At 36.7% G+C, this 22,921-nt stretch carries 14 protein-coding genes and 1 pseudogene; 5 read left to right on the top strand and 10 right to left on the bottom strand.

From position 1 onward, the window contains the following. Positions 1-2 precede the first annotated feature (2 nt). From CRT24_RS10155 to rlmF, 7 genes are all read right to left on the bottom strand, one after another. A complete protein-coding gene (locus CRT24_RS10155; protein WP_099371128.1) occupies positions 3-1,547 on the bottom strand; it encodes a RagB/SusD family nutrient uptake outer membrane protein in 1,545 nt (514 codons plus the stop codon). Between the two features lie 5 nt (positions 1,548-1,552). Further along, positions 1,553-4,684: a SusC/RagA family TonB-linked outer membrane protein gene (locus CRT24_RS10150; protein ID WP_099371127.1), complete on the bottom strand. Its 3,132-nt coding sequence runs from the start codon at positions 4,682-4,684 to the stop codon at positions 1,553-1,555. Positions 4,685-4,696: 12 nt separating this feature from the next. Beyond that, positions 4,697-5,791: a DUF5007 domain-containing protein gene (locus CRT24_RS10145; protein WP_099371126.1), complete on the bottom strand. Its 1,095-nt coding sequence runs from the start codon at positions 5,789-5,791 to the stop codon at positions 4,697-4,699. Between the two features lie 25 nt (positions 5,792-5,816). After that, positions 5,817-6,920, bottom strand: a complete 1,104-nt coding sequence (locus CRT24_RS10140) for a fasciclin domain-containing protein (RefSeq protein WP_099371125.1) — start codon at positions 6,918-6,920, stop codon at positions 5,817-5,819. 11 nt (positions 6,921-6,931) lie between these two features. Beyond that, complete coding sequence (locus CRT24_RS10135) at positions 6,932-8,437, bottom strand: RagB/SusD family nutrient uptake outer membrane protein (RefSeq protein ID WP_180269107.1); 1,506 nt, start codon at positions 8,435-8,437, stop codon at positions 6,932-6,934. A gap of 6 nt (positions 8,438-8,443) precedes the next feature. Next, positions 8,444-11,410, bottom strand: a complete 2,967-nt coding sequence (locus tag CRT24_RS10130) for a SusC/RagA family TonB-linked outer membrane protein (protein WP_099371124.1) — start codon at positions 11,408-11,410, stop codon at positions 8,444-8,446. A 461-nt stretch (positions 11,411-11,871) separates the two neighbouring features. Continuing rightward, positions 11,872-12,756: a 23S rRNA (adenine(1618)-N(6))-methyltransferase RlmF gene (gene rlmF / locus CRT24_RS10125; protein WP_099371123.1), complete on the bottom strand. Its 885-nt coding sequence runs from the start codon at positions 12,754-12,756 to the stop codon at positions 11,872-11,874. A gap of 40 nt (positions 12,757-12,796) precedes the next feature. Here rlmF and CRT24_RS10120 point away from each other — a divergent pair, with 40 nt between their 5' ends. Further along, positions 12,797-14,395 (top strand): Na+/H+ antiporter, encoded by a 1,599-nt coding sequence (locus CRT24_RS10120; protein ID WP_099371122.1) that lies wholly within the window; start codon positions 12,797-12,799, stop codon positions 14,393-14,395. Positions 14,396-14,451: 56 nt separating this feature from the next. Beyond that, positions 14,452-15,087, top strand: a complete 636-nt coding sequence (locus CRT24_RS10115; RefSeq protein WP_144034548.1) for a hypothetical protein — start codon at positions 14,452-14,454, stop codon at positions 15,085-15,087. A gap of 2 nt (positions 15,088-15,089) precedes the next feature. Here the strand turns inward: CRT24_RS10115 and CRT24_RS10110 are convergent, their stop codons facing one another. Continuing rightward, on the bottom strand, positions 15,090-15,950 hold the full coding sequence (locus CRT24_RS10110) for an aminoglycoside 6-adenylyltransferase (RefSeq protein WP_099371120.1): 861 nt from the start codon (positions 15,948-15,950) through the stop codon (positions 15,090-15,092). Between the two features lie 80 nt (positions 15,951-16,030). Continuing rightward, the gene (gene purL, locus CRT24_RS10105; RefSeq protein WP_099371119.1) at positions 16,031-19,705 is read right to left on the bottom strand and encodes a phosphoribosylformylglycinamidine synthase; all 3,675 of its coding nucleotides are present in this window, start codon (positions 19,703-19,705) and stop codon (positions 16,031-16,033) included. A gap of 77 nt (positions 19,706-19,782) precedes the next feature. Between purL and CRT24_RS10100 the strand changes: the two genes are divergently transcribed. Genes CRT24_RS10100 through CRT24_RS10090 form a run of 3 tightly spaced genes read left to right on the top strand, consistent with a single transcriptional unit; the run spans position 19,783 to position 22,290 of the window. Beyond that, complete coding sequence (locus CRT24_RS10100) at positions 19,783-20,730, top strand: YbbR-like domain-containing protein (RefSeq protein ID WP_099371118.1); 948 nt, start codon at positions 19,783-19,785, stop codon at positions 20,728-20,730. Beyond that, positions 20,730-21,317, top strand: coding sequence for a dephospho-CoA kinase (gene coaE, locus CRT24_RS10095; RefSeq protein WP_099371117.1), 588 nt, complete (start codon positions 20,730-20,732; stop codon positions 21,315-21,317). Before CRT24_RS10100 ends, coaE begins: the two co-directional genes overlap by 1 nt. Positions 21,318-21,321: 4 nt before the next feature. Continuing rightward, complete coding sequence (locus CRT24_RS10090; protein ID WP_099371116.1) at positions 21,322-22,290, top strand: MBL fold metallo-hydrolase; 969 nt, start codon at positions 21,322-21,324, stop codon at positions 22,288-22,290. Positions 22,291-22,653: 363 nt separating this feature from the next. Here CRT24_RS10090 and CRT24_RS10085 read toward each other — a convergent pair. Continuing rightward, positions 22,654-22,921, bottom strand: a pseudogene (locus tag CRT24_RS10085) (transposase); the annotation flags it as partial.

Raw genomic sequence — 22,921 nt, 5'->3', positions numbered from 1 at the left:
AATTAACGTCCAATTGTTGTCCAATATTGATTTAATTGCATGTATGGGTTATTATTGAGAGCCGAGGCATCTATAGGCCAGGTCCAACCACCTCTATTATACTGATCGAGCGTCAATGGACTCATCGTCCATTCTGCACTCATAATCCTTCTGGTTCTGATGAGGTCAAAATACCGAATTCCTTCCCCAATCAATTCTCTTTCTCTTTCCAAAAAGATAAAGTTTTTAAGGTCTGCACCCCCGCCACCATTATATCTGCTGGCTTGTGCTCTATCCCTTACCATATTTACTGCTGTGGTAGCTTCTTGATCTCTTCCCAACTCTGCACAGGCTTCTGCATATAATAAGATGGCATCAGCATACCTAAAAATGCTGAACGTATTGTCGGGGTTTTTATCTTCATTTCCAGAGGCATACACATTTGTTCCGAATTTTCTCAAAACAAATTGTCCGTTGTCGGAGGTAATATCTTCGAACCACATTTCCCTTCTTTTATCAGCATCACTCTCTGGGAATATTTGGTTCATATAGGTAGAGATAAAATAACAGTGGCTCAATTGGTTGGTGAACCTAGGGAATTTATATGGCCAGCGTAGAAAGTGATCCCAAAAAGGAGCCAAAGCTTCTACATTATCACCATAATTAATACTTTTATAGAATTCAAACAATGATTCTTCACTTCTTCCTTTGGTAACTATAGCCCAATTTTGATCTGTAAAGGGAGCAACTAATTTATGCTGTTTGCTGTCAATCAATTGTTTTCCAAGATTTACTGCTTCAGTATAATATTTCTGCTTGTTTCCAGGATCAAAACTTGCATTCCACATATTCATATGCATCAATAGGGCGATTATTGCACCTTTGGCAGGTCTTGCACCACGCAGTCCAGGGTCATTCAATGACCATGGCATTAAGTCTTTTTGTGGTGAAAGATCAGCAATGCAGTTATTCAACACTGTAACCATCTTTTCTCTCGGCATTGGTTCCGTGTGATATGCTTCTGTATAATATGGTACATCACCATATAATCTGACCATCCAGAAATAAGTGAAACTTCGGATAAATTTGGCCTCAGACATATATCTATCCTGATCAGATCCTGTTACGCCTGGTATTCCTTCCTCTAATTTGCTGATCAAAATATTGACACTTTGAATTACTTCGTAGTATTTGTCCCATTTTGTGATTTCTCGTATTTTGTACCAATCATAGTTAGGATTGTACATAGCTTCAAGAATATTGTTCTTACCTAAAACCTCGATAACTTTACGGGAATTGTAGCTATTAGCTCCTTCGGAGACAAATATCTCACCCGATCTAGCTTCACCAATTGCACCCATTACCCAGGTTTCATTTATTTTTTCAAAAAATCTTGCATAAATGAAAGCTAGATTTGATTCAACATCTTTTTTTGAAAGGTAGAAATTATTCCCAGTCAAACGGTCTATGGGTTCAATGTTTAAATAGTCTTTACAGGCTTGGAATGAGAATAAGAATGCTAAACTTAATCCAATTACTGATATTTTATTTTTAATCAAATTCTTCATAATTATTAAAATGAGATGTTGAAACCTAATGTATAAGCTCTAGGTACTGGATATCCACTTGAAAGATCCCTTCCGAGTGATGAGACGTTTTCTGGATTTGGACCTGAATACTTTGAGAATGTATAAACATTGTCCATTGATGCATAAATCCTGAATCTGTCTAATTTAAATCTTCTTAAAAATTCACGATCAAAAACATAAGCGATTATAATGTTATTGATTTTAAAATAGCTCCCGCTTTCTTCCCATAAAGTTTGGTCATAACGAAATGGTTGTACACTTAAACTTCTAGAGAAATCGAAAGGATTTGGATATTGAGCATTATCCCCTTCTTGTTTCCAATAATTTAGTCCATCTATTGGAACAACGGTTTGTAATCCGAATGGGCTGGTATAAAGACCAAGACGTTGTGCTAAAGCATAATTCAAGATTGTTCGAGACGCTGTGTACGAAGCATATATTGAAAATTGGAAATTTTTGTAATTCAAAGTATTTTGAACACCACCTGTCCATAGAGGTTGGGTACTTCCTGATCTTATATAATCTCTTTGGTCTAAAATATAGTCACCATTTCTATCTAGATATATTGGGTCACCAGCTTTGAAAAATGTTCCATCTGCAGTGCGATATCGTAATCCTGTTAAAGGGTCCACAGGAACATCAGCATCTGTTGCATATACCCCCAAGTTTTGCATTAAATAATTAGACAAAGCGGGAGTTCCAACACGATTGACCATATGTAATTGCTCCCAAGAATCGCCCCACTTGATAAATTGGCCTCTAAATGAAGAAGGTAGTTGCAACAAAACATCTCGATTATATGCTCCATTGATCGAAAAAGTCCAACTAAAATCACTTGCACTTGAAAGAGGTCTTAAATTAATTGCGAATTCATGTCCATAATTGGCAACTCCAGCATCATTAGAATATAGTTTATCAAATCCTACTTCATTACTTAAAAAGGATTCAAACAATAAATTATCTACTTTTTTATAATAAGTATCATAAATGATCTCGACTTTATTGTTGAAAAGATTTAAATCCAAACCTGCGTTATATTGCATTGAGGTTGTTGGTTTTAAATTTGGATTAGGGATAAACTCATAATCAATACCTATCCCTGGAATTTGGTTGTATAACCCTGAAATATTGTACTTACCATAAATTCTTTCCAGAGTACTTGTTGGCATTACATTTACACCCCATGTAAGTCTTATTGATGCAAGATTTATCCAAGGTATAGATTTTATCCATTCTTCATGGTGAGCATTCCATCTTACTCCAATTGCGGGGTTTTTGGTGTATTGATTTTCAAAACCATTTGCTGAGGAGCCATCTAAACGATAAGAAAGATCGAGCAAATATCTGCTTTTATAGCCATAAGAAGCAGACAGAGCAAATGATAGTGCTTTTTCATTTCTAAAATTGGATAGGACCCCACCACCACGCGAGAAATAACCATCAAAACCTAATGGACCTTCAAACTGATCATTTGGCGTCCTTGCTTGTTTTGTAATGGTATTTTGTCTCTGAGCATGTCTTACCTCATTGAAAAGGTTAATAAAGATATTGTGGGTTTCATTGAAATCTTTTGTATAATTCAGGATATTTCTGTTGTAGAGGTTTGACTCACGGCCAGCAAATGAATATACTTCTGAGAATTGTCCTGCAGCAGCAGCTGGTGTAAATTTATCTTCATTGTTTGAAGCGAATTCATAACTCAAGGCTGATTGTATTCTCAATCCTGGCATGATTTCAAATTTTCCTTCTACATAAGGTCTTATTAATTTTGAACTATTGTCATTTTTTGTTCGTATCGCAGAAATATAATCTGCAGATGCAGAATAAAATCCAGGTGGCGGTAAAAGGGTAGAGTTCATTCCCCCTGAAGATACTCCAGTCTGAAGAATACCCGTACCATCACCTTTGTTCTGTTTTCCAAGTTGGGCAAAAACTTGTCCAGTAAATTCAAACCTTCTAGCTGGCCTATAATCCATTCTTAAGTTGGCAGAATATCTGTTGAATCCAGTATTTTTGATTACCCCAGTTTCATTAAAGTAGCCAATATTGGATTTATAGGAAAGTATCTCATTTCCACCGTCCAAACTTAAATTATGATTTTGATTAAAGGTATTTTGATAATAAAGATCTTGCCAGTTCGTCGAATTATTATAATATGCATTTAAGCTATCTGCCAACCAAGGTGTTTCCATGATTTTATCTATCTCAATTTCATATCTAGAATTATTAAGAATTTGAGCTAATTTAATTTGACGTTCAAGGTTTCCCCCAAGAGTTTCTCTTAATTTTGGTGGGGTTTTCATAAATGTACTATGTGTATAGTTTATTCTAGGAACTGGAGAATTACCGCGTTTCGTAGTAATAATAATTACCCCGTATGCACCTTGAGATCCGTAAAGCGAAGTAGCCTGAGCATCTTTTAAGATTTCTATACTTTGCACATCTTCAGGTGGGATTAAAGAGAGAGGGCTAATTCCTGGTCCTTGTTGCTGCAGACCAAATTCCGCAGCTCTATCTGCATCCATAGGTACTCCATCAATCACATATAAAGGTGAAGTCGGCATTAGGATTGATTCGCTACCTGACCCTGTAGTGGTCAAGGTAGAGAGACCACGGATCTGAGTTGATCCTCTAAATCCAGGCGCTCCTGTGTTAACTTGAACGTTCAATCCTGGGACTTTTCCTTGCATCAATTGTTCAAGGTTTGCCACTGGCACATCACGCAAGTCTTTTTCTCCAAGTGAATAGGAGGATCCGGTAGAAGTTTCTTTTTTGCGTGCCACATATCCACGCACTACGACTTCTTCCACTTGATCTTGGGTGGAACTCATCTGTACGTTTAGGCTTGTTTGGTTTGGTCTGACTGTAATTCTTCTTTGTGCAAATCCCACAGCTTTAAACAAAAGAGTTGTATTTGGCGCCACGCTGATGGCAAAATTTCCATTATCAGAGGTTGCAGTAATTGCTCTATTATTTGCTGCATTTAAGATGGTAACTCCTCCAATACCGTTATTGGATTCATCAACCACTCTTCCTCGCACCTCTTGGTTTTGTGCAGATGCGATCTGAAGGCTAAATATGCTTAGGATTAATATAATTAGTTTTTTCAATTTCATAAGGCTTTAGGTTTAATCATCCTCAAATTTTGGGTTGTCATTGCGGAAATGGAAAACAATTTCCCAATCTCCTTTTTTATAAATCCTGAAGTCTAGGCCAAATTCTGCCCAATCACGCACACCACCGAATCCAAGACGCGTATATGCAAACTTCACTTTGGCATTTCCGCTTTCAGCATAATCTGTTTTAACGGAATTAAGGGGGATAGGGTACGCCACATCATATTGGACATATTCTGGGTTTATAACTTTATTGAATCCGTGGACCAAAAGGTCCCATTTTGTTTCATTAAACTTTAAAGGATTTATAAAATTTCCTTCACGATCCATAAACTTAAATCTTAGACTATTTCCTTTACCTCCAGTAAATGGCCTTATATAAACCACTACATCTTTTTTAATGTTATTATTTTCCAATCTAAGCTGTGTTCTTTCTCCGATAACTTTATCATTGATGTAGCTAGGAATGATATAGTCTTGCCTAGTTGTATCTTTTGGTCTTTGTGGGTCAGGAGCTTTTCCACCTGTGTAAGGATTGATATCGGTGTCTGGATAATAATTTCTTTGCCTCCAAGGTATGATCTGGAAGTCTTTGATGATTTTTGTTCCACCCGAGTTCTGTACCTTAATATCAAAGAAGCGAATATCTTGAGTTTTAAGAACAGTATCTACTGGTCTTGGCGTTAAGAGAGCATTCGTTGCCGAAGCCCAAAGAATCAGTCGACCATTGCTATCTACTTCAAAAATTGGTTTCTCAACTAATTTTCTTTTAGCTTCTATTTCTGCCAATGATTTTTCTTTACCATCATATTCGGTGATCCATTCATATGTATTTGCTTTTGTAAAGAGGTCAGTCACTGGGCGTCCATCACCATATCGCGCATTGACGATTTCAAAAGTCATCGGTAGGGTGGAGTTGTCCGCACTTAAAGAAGTAAATATATTGTTGCGACCAAGTATGGGTTCAATTATTTTATTGATATAATCAATGTTTTGGCTCATAAAATCTCGGTCTTCTGGCAAATCATAGATTTCCGAACAAGAAGTTGCAAATCCATAACTGCTAATGAATACAAAGAATAATTTTATTTTATTTGAGAGTTTCATACACTTTCTTTTCTAGGTTCATGGATTATTTTACTTCTCCTTTGTTCACACTCCAATCAGCCATTTGGAAAGTATTTCCAGACCTTGCTCTTTGGACATGTAATCTGTAAAATTTATAGGCAGTCGTGTTGTTTATCCAGAAAACTCTTTGTTGGAATCTAGAAGTGAATTCTTCTCCAGATTTCGAGTCCAATGTTTCCCAATTCTGCCCATCATGAGAACCGGAAAGGGTCCAATCAATTGGGTCTCTTTCAGGAAAGTCATTAGCAGAAGTCAAGGTATAAGAATTTGCAGCTGTTGCTGTATTTAGTTCTACTTGCATCCAAGCTCCATTGAAATCTCCCAGTAAGAATTTTGTTTCTCTATTTCCATCAAATACATATTTGGATGCTTCAACTGCATTAACACCTCCAGAATTTTCCCTTGACACTGAGAATATTCCGCCAACCGTTACGAATAGGTTAGGTGGAGGTGGGATATAAGTTAATCTGGATACAAAGTCATTGAATCCAAAGACATGATCTGTACTCAGCACATGTATAATTCCATTTTTTGCTTCAATGTTAATGGATGCTGAAGATGCTGTAATCCAATCTCTGGTGAATTGGCTATTTTTTGTGTCGGAATATTGAATAACCTTTGGTCCGCCGCCTTCAAAGCCCGATGAACTTGCAGTTGTTAATTTGGCGTTCATTGTTCTTTGGTATTTGAAATCTTGTAATTGTGCCCCGTCTTTTAAGGTCATTGAATCGCTTGGATAATAACCTTTGACTATATACTGTGCCATCATGGTATCCAATTGAAGTAGATCTACATTTGTTAAGTATTCAAATGGTCGATCGGCCTCCTTTCTGGTATTGTTAAGGTTCTGAATAGCCAATTGAAAACTTTGGTTTGTTGGAGCAAAAAGCGTCATTTTTTCATTACCGCTCAGTACTGCATTTATTTTTGTTCTATTCAAAACTGTCAATAAAGAATCAAAGACACCTGGCTTACTTTGCAGGTATTCCAAGATTGTTCCATCATAAGTTACTTTTTGAATAGATTGATTATAATATCCTGAATCTTTGGAGCAACTGCTAACCAAGATCAAGAAGAATATACTAAATAATAGGTTTTTGATTTTCATGGTTTTGCGTTTTACTTCCAATATTCATTTTGGGTTAACATTTTATTTTGAGTCAACACGTCAGTAGCAATCGGCCAATAATGACCATTTTGTCGAATTAATTGGCTCAGTTCGGAATCATCATTTAGGATTTTATAATGTCTGACCATATCATACCATAGATGTCCTTCCCCCATTAATTCTCTTGCTCTTTCCTGAAAAATAGCATCGATAAGCTCACCATTTTTAGCTGCTGAATAATCTACTAAACCTCTTCTTTCTCTAATGGTATTCAATAATTCGATTGCTCCTGCTTGTTCTCCAATTACTGCCAAAGCTTCTGCTCTTAAGAGATACATATCTTCTAAACGGGTAATTATTGTTGCGCTCGAATAGAATCGGAAAGTTGGGTCCGTAACTCCGCCCATAATGCATTTTACTTTACTGAAAATCGGATATTGTCCATTGAAGTTTTTGAAATAGACATCGGTTACGGGATTTCCCAATGTATCAGCAGAAAAGCGTTCATCAGTAGCTTCATTGAAGATTGATAGGATTTTTTCCTTTGGCATATACATATCGGGGATACTCTTATTTACTACGGGAGAGGCTAGGGTTAATTCTTCGATATGACCGGTGAAAGAACCTTCTACGTGATTATAAATGTGTCCAAATCCAAATAGTTGGTTGGGATTTTTATCATAGAAAAACCCATTTGGATCAGTCATATTTGCTGTTGACAGCAAGCCTAAACTTCCCTTTTGTTGGTTGTCTATCACAAATTTTGCATAAGCTGCAGCATCGGGATAGTTACTTTGCCAAGCTGCAACATGGGCAAGGATTGCATAAGCTGTGGTTTTACGGACTAATGAGCCTTTCCATCTATCATTCGTCTCATTGTAATAATTTCCTTGCTGTTGCTCATCATTTAGGCTATATAAGAAAGGAAGGTCATTAGCTGCAGCCTGCATTTCCTGTTCTACCCAAGCCAATACTTTTCCTTGATCCTCTCTTGGTTGATCCGTGAAAGTACCTTCTTTTGAAGAAACTATCAATGGAACATTTCCCCAAATCCTGACCATGTAGAAATATGCAAAAGCTCGAAGAAAACGAGCCTGTGCTATATCTACAGTCATATTATTTGTCGTGTAACGCTCATCTTTCTCTTTTACTTCCGGTATTCTTTCAAGGAATATATTTGCTGCGTTGACCACTGCATACCATCTCCTCCAGCTTTTCAGATCATTCATAACTCCAAATGAAGCGTTGAGGTCATTGTTAGCGATAGCTTTTAAATCTTGCCTAATTGGGATAGAAAATTCATCTGACCTAACATCACCATATAACCAATGAGCATTATGGTCATTTAAAGCAGATTTGGTCAATCCATAGATTCCCATTAATGCCCCTCTGGAGTCCTCCATGCTCAACCACATGTTTTCTTCGGAAACCAACCGAGTGGAGTTGACATCCAACATTTTTTTGCAGGAAACAAAAACCTGACTCAATACAATTAATATGATTAATAATCTTTTCATGTTCAGTTACAGTTTAAGTTTGAAGCCTAATGCATAAGTTCTAGGAATTGGCAGAGAATAACCTTGGTCATAACCCATGTAATTGACTAATTCAGGGTCTCTACCTGAATATTTGCTTAAGGTCAGGAGGTTATTTGCAGAAATATAGACATATAAATCACCTAATTTCCCCAATCGGTTGCCGATGATATCCTTGAAGTTATATCCAATAGAAGCTGTTCTCAATTTTAAGAAAGAGCCATCTTCAAGGAACAAGGTTTGGTTTGTTTGGAATGGTGAAACTGAAGACCATGGGTTGTATAAGGGATATTGGTCATAGTCGCCTCTTTTTTCCCAATAGGTTATTTCTTTAATGGAGTTAATACTGCTGGCATTTTCATTTTCGATGAAATTGAATCGATTTGCCATTTCTTGGTTTACAATTTTTCTACCGAGGTTAAAATAGAAATTTAAGTTCAGGTCAAAATTTCTATAAGCAACCATATTGTTCCATGAGCCACTCAGTTTGGGAATAATATTTCCTTGAATAACTTTGTCTTCTTTGGTTATTTGATTATCTCCATTGCTGTCGTTCCAGATTGGATCTCCAGCTTTAAGGACGATTCCATTATAGGTCATTTTCTGACCAGAACTTTCAGGTACCTCTTTGTCTGTCTGGTACATTCCATTGTTCTCATATAGCCAGAAAGCATCGATTCTTTCTCCAATTTTTAACAGCCTATCATTCACTTCGATTTGATCATAACCAAAAGGCAGTGCGAGTAGTTTATTTGTATTAACGCCTAAGACAACTCCAGTATTCCAAGTTACTTTATCATTTTGTATTACATTTCCGGAAGCAGAAAGGTCAATTCCCATATTGCGAACATCCATTCCAGATTCATATTGATATTGGTACCCAAAATCTTTTTTGCCCGGTAGCATGATTAATTGATCTTTCGTGTCTCTGATATAAGCATCAAGGGAAACTTGGATATTTCTGTTTTTAAAGCCAAGGTCAAATCCAATATTTATATTGTCTGAATAACTCCAAGGCAAATCATAACCAACCCAACCCACATCATAAGGACGCACCAAAACTGCGATTCCATTATAACCAGGGACAATAGAATTTCCAGTATAACCAAATTGTGCGGTATAGCTAGGTCCTTGGGAATAATTGTCGAATAAGTTGTAATGTCCAATCCTTCCAACACTCGCTCTGATATTAAATAAACTCACTGCCTCATTTTCTTTCATCAAATCATTTTTAGCATTCCAACCCAGTGCGAGAATAGGAGAGAAGAACCATCTGCTCGTTGGCTGAGCATTTGAAGATCCATCATAACGAAGAATTAAAGCAGCAGTATAGGATCCATTGTAAGTATATGAAGCTTTTCCGTAGAAATTGATCATATTGTGCTTCGTACGATCCAAAAATTTATAAACTAATTGTCTTGGAAAAGCTGTAGGATTTAGATATTCATCATCATATGGGTCAGTTTCTAATAAATTTAACTTAATAAAGTCATTCACACCCTTATATGCGTATGCATAATTATACTTATAGGTATCCCATACTAAATTATTTCCTACTTCAGCATAGAAGTAATTCGATCCATTTTCCTTGTCATAACTTATTTGATTATCAACCATTAATCGTTGGTTGTAGCCATAATAGTTTGATGCGAAATTGCTGTTTTCTAGAATAGTGCTCGGATAGAATAGATCTCTATATCCTTCATTGTAATCTACTCCAAATTTACTTTTGAGTTTAAATGGCCCAACATTTACTTGGAATCTAAAAAAGCCTTCGAGTATATTGTTAAAGTTTTTGTCAAAGCTTTTATCGAACTCTTGCAGATAAGTATCGTAAACCTCTTTATTTGGAGCTAATGGTGCTCCTAGATCTGGGAAATAGCCCATCATTGCAAAGCGATTTCTTAAATTTCTGTTCCTATCTCTGCTAATTCTTGCAGCATTAAATAATGTTTCAAAATTCAACCATTTGAATGGTCTCAAATTAAGGTAGAATCTTGCATTGTACTTGTCAAATTTAGTATCATCAGCTACTCCAGATGTTTTTACATTACCTAGTGAGAATTGAAATGTAGCTCTTGGTTGTCCTCCTGCTATGTTTGCATTTACACCATGATTAAGGCCATTTTGATAATAGCTATCACTCCAATTGGAAGGTCCATAATAATCATTGTTCAAAGAGTCACTGAGGTAAATAGGATAAACATCATCATCATTGAACCTTCCATTTGTTGTATATAGATCATAGAACTGTTTTCTAAATGCATTTTCATAGGCCCCATTAATGGTTGTTACATTTGGTCTTTGAGACATGCCGATATAGCTGTTTATGGATATTCTTTTTTGTCCATCAGATGGAGTTTTTCTAGAAGTTATTTCGATAACCCCATTAGCTGCTAAAGGTCCGTAAGTAGCTACTGCTGATAGATCTTTCAAAACTTTAATGCTTTCGATATTGTCGAAATCAATATTTGATAGGAGATTATTTTCAGTTCCAATTCTTTCGATATCATAGTTTTGAATATCAAATGCAAAAGGATGTTCCCCGATCAAAGGAACCCCGTCCATGACTACTAAGGGTTGGCTTGCATAAATATCTCGATTGCTGAGAATAGGTTTGCTGATTCCCCTGACGAACATTTGAATATTTGTTCCTGGTTCTCCATTGGATTCAGAGACATATACTCCTGGCAATTCTCCTTTAATATATTGCTGCAAGCTATTTGCAGTAATTAAGGAGGCTCCTTTCATGTTCCTTAAGTTATTGAACTTAGGTAAGTCCAACTCATAGATTGGTTTTAATTCAGCCAAAGTGTCTATCGGCGGGGGAACAGAATCTGTTTCTGTTGTATCCTGCAGTGACAGGTTGGAGAAATTAGCGTTATGACTATGGGCATGCCCCACAGACATAGACATAAAAATCAGTAACGATTTAAACTTCCATAATACACTCATATTAACAGTGTGGTTTGTTAGGTTAGTAAATTGTAAATATATATTACATGACGGTTATGGACAGTAAACTGCCGTGACCATAATGTTAATTATAATTAAATGGGTTTAGCTAAAACTAAAGAATGGTATTTGTTCGTCGTTCATTCATAATTTAAATTCGGTTTATTTTAAATAAATCAGTTAGGTGCAGCTTTGGTTAATTGAGTTTAGTTTGGGTAAAACATCGGTACCCCATTACCGTTAACTATCCGGAAAATAAATTGCTAAGTGAAAAAGGTGTAAAAAGGTTCATGTCTTATCTGTTTTAGTATTGTTTATTAATGGTTAAGACTAATTTATGAATTAAAAACGTTTTAGCAAATTTTTTTTAAAAAAATAGGAAATCCTGTCCAAATCTGCTTTAACGTTAAAGTAGACTTAGAAAATTGTAACAATTAAAAAGTTTTATTGTAATTCGATATCTATTTATTCAACCTCCACGACAATATTCTGTTGATTTTATTGCCCTGGTTCATTTGAGTTACTTTTATGTCAATTAATTTGTGGTATTCAAGTATTGCTTTTAGAGGTTTCAAATTCTCCTTGTTTGATACCAAAACAGTGCATAGTCCTAATTGATCTTTAAGTTCTATGCTTTCATAAATCATATTACTGATAAATTTCTTTTCACCCCCTGGATACCATAATTCATTGGATAGTCCTTGGAAGTTAGTTTTACTGCTTTCTGTTTCTTGATGTAATTTTTGGTTCTTTTTGATCACTGTTTGTCTGTAATCATCACGTGATTTGTAGAATGGGGGATTACAAAGCACGGCGTCGAAATATTCATTGGGTTGAATAATTCCTTTTAAGATATGGTCAGGATTTTCTTGCTGTCTAATTTTAATTCCTTTTTTTAGATAAGGATTGTCATTCAGGATTTTGTTGGCATGCTGAATAGAAGGTATATGCGTTTCAGCTGCCACAAAGTTCCAATGATATTCCAAGAAACCCAGTATTGGGTAGATCAGGCTTGAACCTGTACCAATATCTAAGACATTTACTTTTTTTGGGTTTTTGGCTTGAATCAAATCAGCAAGATAATGGATATAATTCAATCTTCCCGGAATGGAAGGGCTGAGGCTATTGGGTAAGATGTCCCAGTGGTTGATTTTGTATTCAGATTCCAATAGAGCTTTGTTCAAAAGAAAAACCGCTTCAGAGTCTCTAAAGTCCAATGATTGTCTGCCATCAGGAAGGATTTGAATATGTTTTTTCAGTTGGTGCACGTGCTTAATCAGTTTCTTGAAATCATATTCCTGATTGAACTTATTGCGCGGGTGTAGATTTTTTGAGATTTTTTCCATTATTTTTACTTGTCACAAAGATATCTATTAAAAAATTAAAATGATCGAATCCAATATATTATTGGTCATGATTCTCTTTTTTTTCATGGCCATGCTATTCGTCCTTTCTCAAAGGTTTAAAATTTCGTATCCTATCTTATTGGTAATTGGAGGATTAGCTATTTCTTTGATACCTGGATTACCAGAGTTTAGTATAAACCCGGATATGGTATTTTTGGTTTTTTTACCGCCTCTATTATTTGAAGCTGCCTGGTATACTTCCTGGAACAGTTTTTGGCAGAATAGGAGATCAATTTTAACGATGGGATTCGGGTTGGTTTTCGTTACATCCATAGCTGTTGCCTACTTGTCGGTCAATTTAATTCCAGGCTTTACTTTGGCATTGGGTTTTCTTTTGGGAGGTATAATCTCTCCGCCGGATGCTGTTGCGGCAACATCAGTTTTGAAAGGTGTTACTATGCCTAAAAGGGGGATTACCTTGTTGGAAGGCGAAAGTTTAGTAAATGATGCCGCTTCTTTAACTGTATTTCGCATGGCATTGGCAGTTATTATGACTGGAGCATTTACCATGCAAGAAGCAGTAGTAGGATTCTTTACATTGGCGATAATGGGAATCTTTGTGGGTCTAGTGATTGGCCATATCCTATATCTATTTTTAAAATATATAGCTAAAGCCTCCAGTATCACAACTCCGATTACTTTGATAGCGCCATACCTCATGTATATTGTTGCTGAACATTTTGAATGGTCCGGTGTATTGGCAGTTGTTTCAGGTGGGTTGTTTTTGTCCTTTAGGTCTAAAGATTATATGGATTATCATACCAGAATACAGACTCGTGAGGTTTGGGAGACGGTAGGGTTTTTATTGAATGGCTTTGTCTTTATTCTTATAGGTTTAGAATTACCGATTATAATTGAAGGCATAGAAAGTTTTTCTAAAAGTTGGGCTATTCAGATTGCTCTTATCATTACCTTAGTAATCATTGTTATTCGGATTGCCTTTATTTACTTAGCGACGTTTGTTCCGAGGCTTTCCTCTCGAGTTCGCAAAAAAGAACCAAAGCCTGGATGGAAGATGCCATTGATACTTGGATGGGCAGGCATGCGGGGAGTGGTGTCATTGGCCTCAGCACTTGCAATCCCGATTTATATTTCAAGTGGACAGCACTTCCCGCATAGAAATCTAATTTTGTTTATAACCTTCGTGGTTATCTTGGTTACTTTGGTAGTCCAGGGTTTAAGTTTGCCATGGTTGATCAGGCTGGTAAAATTAGAGGGAAATTCTTCTGAGATTCCTGAAAGTGTACAAATCGAGGCGATCCGATATCGTCTAGTGAAAGAGGAAATGGAACTGTTAAAGTCTAAATATGCTCAAGAGTTGGAGGATAGCAATACTGTAAAAGCAATTAACCTTTCACTAAAGCGAAGCTTGGAAGCACGAGCGACTAATCTGGACAGTGAGTCAAAAATTAAGATTGCAAATGAAAGAGAGCTTTATAAAAAAGTGATGCAGGATTTGATTGATGTTAGAAGAAATATGATTTATACCATAAGAGGGGAGAAGAGTTATGATGAATCCATTTTGAGAAACTTAGAGCATAACCTCGATTTAGAAGAGTCAAGATTGAACAGGAAATAATTGATTATGGAATTTCTGCCGTTTTTACATCTTATAGATATAAAAATAAGATGAAAATGAAGAGGTTAGGGATTTATTTAATTGTTATTGTTTGTTTGATAGCTTGTAGGGAATTAAAAAGTTCTAATGAATTGACATCAAAAGATTTCAACCTCAATGATATTTTTCCTGTTTATTCTATACAAGAGCTTGAATATTCAAAAATTGTGGATGCAGTTGAGAATTATATAACGGATAATTCAGAAGAGAAGGAAACTCTAGTTAAGAAATACTTAATTAATAAGTTGAATTTTTCTAGTGTTTTTGAAGGAAGTTTTGAAGTTAATTATTCAGATGAAGTTAATCTTTTTAGGAGATCTGACATATTGGAATACGCCATTCAGAATCTTTCAAATTCAGAGAAGGATAGACTGAATTATATGACCCAATTGCTGGATCAAAATAAATATAATTATATGGGTTCTCTGATAAATGGCAAAAATTATATTTTCATAGAGGATAAAGATAAGGTTCAGTCGCCGTATGAAATATATGAATTTGGTCTACCATTATTAACGGCTGATAAAAATCGAGCAATAGTTTTATTGGATATAGATTGTGGTCCATTGTGTGGTTCTGGACATATATATTTATTATCCAAGGAAGGGAGTGGTTGGAAAGTCTATAATGATGGGATGGTTTATATAAAATAATCTTAGAGTTTATAATAACTATAGAAAAACTCTTTGATGGCCATTGCTTTTTCCTTATCATATTTAAAACCAAGCCTATTAGCCACTTCTTTTGCCATTTCATCGAATACGTCTAGAATCTTTTCACAGGCTATCCAATTTTCCTCAATTTTACTTCCTGCAAATGTTTCTTCCAATTTTTTCCATTCATCAGGGGTCAAGTATTTCTGAAAAAGCCTGCCATATTTATTCGTGGTAATTTGCCAATTATTATTGCTTGCGATATACCATTCGATCATTGGAATAAGATATTCTACCCGGATTATTTTTTCGACCATAATCTTCAGATAAAACAGGTCTTTCCTTGCCAAGCATTTGGGAAGATAGGTGACATCCCACCAGAAATCTGTCACGACTTCTTGAAACTCTTCAAATGATGGTTTTTTAATAATACTAATCTGATGGGTTGGAGGTTGAAGATGTTTTGTTATTTGGTATTTATCGGCAATTATTGAATAGCCAATGTCCCAATCTTCTGGAAGTTTTTGGTTTGCAACTTCCGATTTAAACTGGTCTACGCTATAAATCTTAAAATCAACTTTTACACCATCTATATATTGTACCATTTTCATGGCATGCTTGCCTTGAAAAGCTTCGGAATCTTCTTCATAATAGTTGAGAACATTGCCGAATTGATTGATCCATTCTTTGTTTTCGAGGTAATATTCAGTTTCCTGAAATACTAGTTCAATGTCGAGGTCACTAAAATCATCAATAGGTGCCAATGGGTTTACCAATGAGCTAGTGATGAGTGCTGCCCTGATATCTTCATTATCATGAATCCAATTTTTTATTGCCTGTAATTTTTGGTTTCTAATTTCCATTCTGTCTCCTTGAAATTAAGTTAATAAAAAAATCCCAATGGAAAGTCCACTGGGATTTTTGTCTATTACGTTAATCCAACTTATTTGTTTTGATTGTCAATCCATTTACGTGCATTGACGAATGCTTCCAACCAAGGAGTTACTTCGTCCTTACGTGCATCAGGGTAGTTTGCCCAATGCCATTGGAATACTGAACGTTCGATATGAGGCATTGTTACTAGGTGACGACCAGTTTTATCCGTCATCATTGCAGTGTTGTAATCAGCACCATTTGGACTATGAGGATATTGATCGTAAGCATATTTAGCTACAATATTATATTGATCTTCAGTTTTCGGAAGGTTGAATTTACCTTCACCATTTGATACCCATACACCAAGCGTTGTACCTGCCAAAGAAGACAACATTATGGAATTGTTTTCTTGAATCTTAACAGACACAAAGTTAGACTCGTGTTTCTGAGAAGTATTATGCAACATTTTTCCATGAACATCATGATCAGGGTTGATCAACTCGAGTTCCATGAACAGTTGACATCCATTACAGATACCAACGGATAATGTATCCGGACGTGCGAAGAATTTTTCTAGAGCTGTTTTAGCTTTTTCGTTGTAAAGGAATGCTCCTGCCCAACCTTTTGCTGACCCTAATACATCCGAGTTTGAGAAACCACCTACAGCACCAATAAATTGGATGTCTTCTAATGTCTCACGGCCCGAAATTAGGTCAGTCATGTGAACATCTTTCACATCAAATCCAGCAAGGTACATTGCATTTGCCATTTCACGTTCAGAGTTAGAGCCCTTTTCACGGATGATCGCAGCTTTTGGTCGAGGATTGCTTGAATCCACAGCGGGTTTTTTACCATCAAAATGAGCTGGGAATTCAAAACGCAACGGTTGGTTTTTGTAATTTTTGAAGCGCTCTTCTGCAGTTCCATTTTTGGATTGTTTTTGGTCCAATAGGAAAGAAGTCTTGAACCACGTATCTCTTGTTTCCTCAACATTGAAGCTGAATGAATCGTCGTTGTTCTTGATAGTGATAGTTTGACCGTTTACTGCTTTACCAATTTTGAAAGCCTCAATTCCTGAATCTGCAATTGATTTTTCAAAAATTGAATCATCTTTCGCTTGAAGTACTAGACCGATATTTTCGTTGAATAAAGCTTTTACAGTATCTTTTTCATTTAATCCAGATAGGTCGTATTCTGCAGCTAAGTCAATATCTGCAAAACACATTTCTAATAATGTGGTTACAAGGCCGCCTGAACCAATATCGTGTCCTGCAGCGATTTGTCCTTCATTAATTAATCCTTGGACAGTATTGAAAGCTCTCTTAAAGTATTGTGCATCCTGAATGCTAGGTACATCGGCTCCAATTTTATTTAAGATCTGAGCAAAAGTAGAACCAGCAAGTTTAAATGAATCTTGAGAAAGGTTGATGTAATAAATTGACCCTGCATTTTTCTTCAATAGCGGTTCAACAACCTTATTGATATCTGTACAGTTACCACCTGCAGAAATAATAACGGTTCCCGGAGCAATTACATTTTCTCCATCAGGATATTTCTGTTTCATAGACAATGAATCTTTACCTGTTGGGATATTGATTCCTAATTCTATTGCAAAATCTGAACATCCTTGAACTGCTTGGTATAATCTAGCATCTTCCCCTTCATTGTTACATGCCCACATCCAGTTTGCTGATAATGATATCCCAGACAAGCCATTATAAATCGGAGCAAATACAATATTGGAAAGTGCTTCACCGATTGCATTTCTTGAACCTGCAACAGGGTCAACTAATGCGACTAATGGCGCATGTCCAACAGTTGTTGCAATTCCTTCTTTGGATTTATAATCCAGTGCCATCACACCTACATTGTTCAGAGGTAGTTGAAGAGGTCCAACACATTGTTGTTTTGCAACGCGACCACCAACACAACGGTCCACTTTATTAGTTAACCAATCTTTTGAAGCAACAGCTTCTAACTGAAGAACCTGATTTAAGTAAGTAGGGACTTCACTTACATTATATTGAAGGTCAGCGTATTCGTGCTTAACCTTTTTGTCATTCATGATTGTTTTTGGAGACGATCCAAAGAAGTCTTCCAAAGCATAATCCATAGGTTTTTCACCAGATGATTGCGACTGGAAAGTAAATCGGTGGTCAGAAGTAACATCCCCAACAGTATACATTGGTGATCGTTCGCGATCGGCAACAGTTTTTAGTTTTTGGATGTTTTCTTCGGAGATTACCAATCCCATACGTTCTTGGGATTCATTACCTATAATCTCTTTTGCAGATAGGGTAGGGTCACCAACAGGTAACTTATCCAAGTCGATTAATCCACCTGCGTTCTCCACTAATTCTGACAGACAGTTCAAGTGTCCACCAGCACCATGGTCATGGATTGAAACGATAGGGTTTTCGTCACTTTCTACAAATGCACGGATAGCATTTGCTGCACGTTTTTGCATTTCAGGGTTAGATCGTTGAATGGCATTTAGCTCGATTCCAGATCCAAAAGCTCCCGTGTCAGCAGAAGAAACTGCGGCTCCACCCATACCGATACGGTAGTTTTCACCACCTAAAACAACAATCTTGTCTCCAGCTTGAGGTTCATGTTTTTTAGCTTGGTTCAATTTACCATATCCGATACCTCCCGCTTGCATGATTACTTTGTCATACCCTAATTTACGACCATTTTCTTCGTGTTCGAATGTTAGAACAGAGCCAGTAATCAAAGGTTGTCCGAATTTATTTCCAAAATCAGAAGCTCCATTAGATGCTTTGATAAGGATATCCATCGGCGTTTGGTATAGCCATTTTCTTTCCGGCATTGCTTTTTCCCAAGGGCGGTCATCCATCAATCTTGAGTAAGCAGTCATATATATTGCTGTCCCAGCTAGAGGTAAAGCACCCTGCCCACCAGCAAGGCGGTCACGAATTTCTCCACCAGAGCCTGTAGCAGCACCAGAGAATGGCTCTACAGTAGTAGGGAAATTATGAGTTTCAGCTTTTAAAGAAATTACGGAGTCAAATTCTTTCTCGGTATAAAAGTCTGGTTTGTCTCCAGATTTTGGGGCAAACTGAGTAACTCGAGGACCTTTGATAAAAGCAACATTATCCTTATAGGCAGAAACAATCTCATTGGGATTTGTTTCAGAAGTTTTCTTTATTAGTTTGAATAGGGAGGTAGGCTGTTCCTCGCCATCGATTACGAAGGTTCCATTGAATATCTTGTGACGACAGTGTTCTGAGTTTGCTTGCGAAAAAGCAAAAACCTCTGAGTCCGTTAATTTACGGCCAATTTTTTCAGATAGTTGGTTCAGATAGTCTACTTCTTCAGCGCTCAACGCCAATCCTTCAGATTTATTGTAGGCATCGATATCGTCGATTTCCAAAATAGGTTCAGGAGTAATATTTATAGTAAACATGTCCTGAGTCAGGGCACTGAATTTTTGGGATATCATAGGGTCGAATTCAGAGAATTCGGCATCGACCTGTTGATACTCCTCGATCCTGATAATGCCTTCGATTCCCATGTTTTGGGTGATCTCTACGGCGTTGGTACTCCATGGAGTAACCATAGCAGCTCTAGGACCTACATAATAGTTGTCCAGTGTTAAATCGTCGAGTTTTTTTGAGTTGCCGAAAAGCCAGTTTAGTTTGGAAATATCCTCGGTAGATAAATCATTTTGGGTTTGAACAGCATAAACTGTGTTCAATGGGTTCACGAAGAAATGAATCATTATAAAAGTGAATTTGAACGTCCTTCAATTATTGTGCAAAGTTACGCAAATTATTTAAGAAATATTACATTTGTAGAATGGCGTTAAGGCGAATTAACAAAGTTCAACGTCGGAAATTATCCATTTTCCTGCGTTGTATTATCATTTCATTCTTAGCTTGGACCTTGTTTGCAATTTCCAGTGATTATACCTTCACAAAAAAGGCAAGCATGACCTATGTTAATTTGCCAGAAAACAAGGCTTTTCACCCTCTGCAATCCGATACTGTTTCTGTTAAAATCAAGATGTCCGGATGGAAGATGTTTATGGAAAGACTGCATCCCGATACTGCAAAGATACAAGTCGACCTTTCTGGACTGAAATCTAGGAATTTCATCGTCTTCGGAAATCAGATAGGCTTTATAAATAGACAATTTCCTACCGACAAACAAGTGACAGGAGTTTCTCCGGACACATTATACTTTGATTTTTCTAAACAGACCCAACGTAAAATCCCTGTAAAAGCTGTTGAAAATCTTACTTTTCAACGTCAATATGGAGTCATTGGTGCTACACGGACCACTCCAGAATATGTTACAATCACTGGTCCGTTAGAAGATGTAGCGAGTATTGAATATTTAGAGACTGATACAATAAAGGGCAAAGATGTAAATACTGATGTACGAACTGTAGCTTATCTTAACAAACAACAACGTACCAACATAACAATCTATCCGACCTTCGCTGAGGTCATTATACCAGTAGGTGAGATCACAGAAAAAGTTATAGAATTGCCAATTAAGGTTGAAAATAGTAAAGGTTATACATCTGTCCGAGTTTTGCCAAGTAAGGTTAAGGCTACAGTTCTGCTTGCTGTTAAGGACTTTAATAAATATACATCTAGGGATTTTGAAGCTGTAGTTGACCTGGATTCCTGGAAGGATCATAAAGTTTCAAGTTTACCGGTTATTATCACAAAGATGCCTGATTATGTGAAGGTTTTGAGTGTTGAGCCACAGAATGTTGATTTTTTTGTAAGAAGATAATGGGATTGAAAATTGGAATTACCGGAGGTATTGGCGTAGGCAAGAGTGTTGTAACCAGGATTTTCAAAGTATTGGGGATTCCTACTTATGATGCTGATAAGGAAGCGAAAGACATCATGGTAAAAAATGATGCGGTTCGAAATTCATTGATATCTACTTTTGGGAGTGAGACTTATTTAGAGGATGGAAGTTTGAATAGGGAATGGTTGAGTAGTCGAGTGTTTTCGAATTCTGAAGAACTCAAAAAGTTAAATGCCATCGTTCATCCTGCTGTTATCAGAGATGGTGAGGATTGGGCTGCAGCTCAGACTTCGCTTTATAGTGTCAAGGAAGCTGCACTTTTATTTGAAAGTGGCTCATACAAGTCTTTGGATTTTAATATTCTGGTAAGCTCCCCGTTGGAAGTGAGAATTGAACGAGTTATGGAAAGAGATCGCGTGGATAGAGAAGAAGTGTTGAGAAGAATTGGAAAGCAGATGCCTGAAAAGGAGAAAGAAGAGCTTTGTGATTTTATTATATATAATGATGATGAACATAGCTTAATTGAGCAGGTTATGGATCTGCATCAAAGATTTATTTCAAAGTAATTTGATGCATATAATTGAAGATTTTTTAGTCAAGAGAGATAAGGGCTATTACTGTTCTTACGGTGATTTCTATATTGATCCATTATATCCTGTTAAGCATGCTGTAGTATCACATGCTCATGGTGACCACGCTTCTCCAGGTCACAAAAATATTTACAGTACCCAAGGAACAGCATCTATTATGAAATACAGGTACAATAAGCAGCCTGTAGAATCTTTCCATATCAAAGAATTTGGAGAATTTTTTCAGATTAATGGAGTTGATATTTATTTCTATCCAGCTGGTCATATCTTGGGCAGTGCACAGATCCTCATGGTTTATAAAGGAGTTAGGTACCTTTATACTGGCGATTACAAGTTGCAGGAAGATTCTACCTGTGAACCGTTGGAGTTTGTTGAGGCTGAAGTTTTAATCACCGAAACAACATTTGCTAATCCCAATACTAAACATCCAGATCCAGTGTCGGAAATACTAAAATTGGATGTTAAGAGCAATATCTTACTTGGGTGTTATGCCTTAGGAAAGGCACAACGGATAACAGCGATGATAAACCAGCACCTTCCACATAAAGAAGTATTATTGCATTATCAGATTATGCCGATTCATAGAATTTATGATCAATTTATAGATATTCCAATGAAATATGAGGCTTATAATCGTATATCGATGAAAGATCCCGGTGAAAATAAGATTTACTTGGTTCCACCATTGACATTCAACAGTTATAGAAGAGCTAAGAATGTTCTAAAGGCTTTTGCATCAGGTTGGGAGAGATTGCAAGCTCAAAATGATATTAGCTTATATCTTTCTGACCATGTTGATTGGCAAGATATTCTATATTTTATTGATTGTGTTAAACCTAAGGCAATCTGGACATTACACGGAGATGGACGGTTATTACATGATTATTTTGCTGAACAAATTACAATTCGTGATATCCAAAGCCAAACTTTTAGGCCAGATTATTGTTGATAGGTATGAAAATCAATTTGGATAAAAGATATGAACAAGTTTTTTAGAGCACTAATTGCAGGCTGGGGAGCCAAGAAAATGGGACTTGGTTGCTTCGGTACAATTGTAGTATTTATTATTATTTATTATTTGCTAGGTTATTTAGGTTAGTAAATTATAGATCGATAAGACGATAAAAATTATGGAGGTGTCTAAAAAGGCACCTTCTTCTGCTTTATAGCTTTCTGGAGCTCCATTATAATTTCATGAGCAATATTAGGCTGCAAGTCGATGTTTTGTGCTTTTCAGCATGTTGATGGCTTGATTTATCGCAAATAGGGAGTTTTTGCCAACTGGTTTACCGATAAAAGCTTTGTCTTTCCACTTTTTTGCCCATTTTCTGAGGTTATGGGCAATGGCCATCAAACCGAATTCCACAGCGACCTTCTCCAGACCTTTCATTGTGAACCGGGTAAACCTGTTGTTGCTTTTCATCTGACCGAAAACGGCTTCCACTTCTATGGGTCGCTTGCTCCGATGGTACATTCCCTCTTCCGACAGCAGTCTTTCCCGGGCTTTAGCCTTGAGCTTATTGAGCCTGTGGTTCACTTCAATGAGCCGATCGCCTGTAGCTTTATGGCACCCACTCCGC

This window comes from Sphingobacterium sp. 1.A.5 (genome assembly GCF_002734235.1).
Classification (GTDB): Bacteria; Bacteroidota; Bacteroidia; order Sphingobacteriales; family Sphingobacteriaceae; genus Sphingobacterium; species Sphingobacterium daejeonense.
Note: the sequence above shows the minus strand (reverse complement) of the source record. Positions and strands in the feature narration are given on the sequence as shown.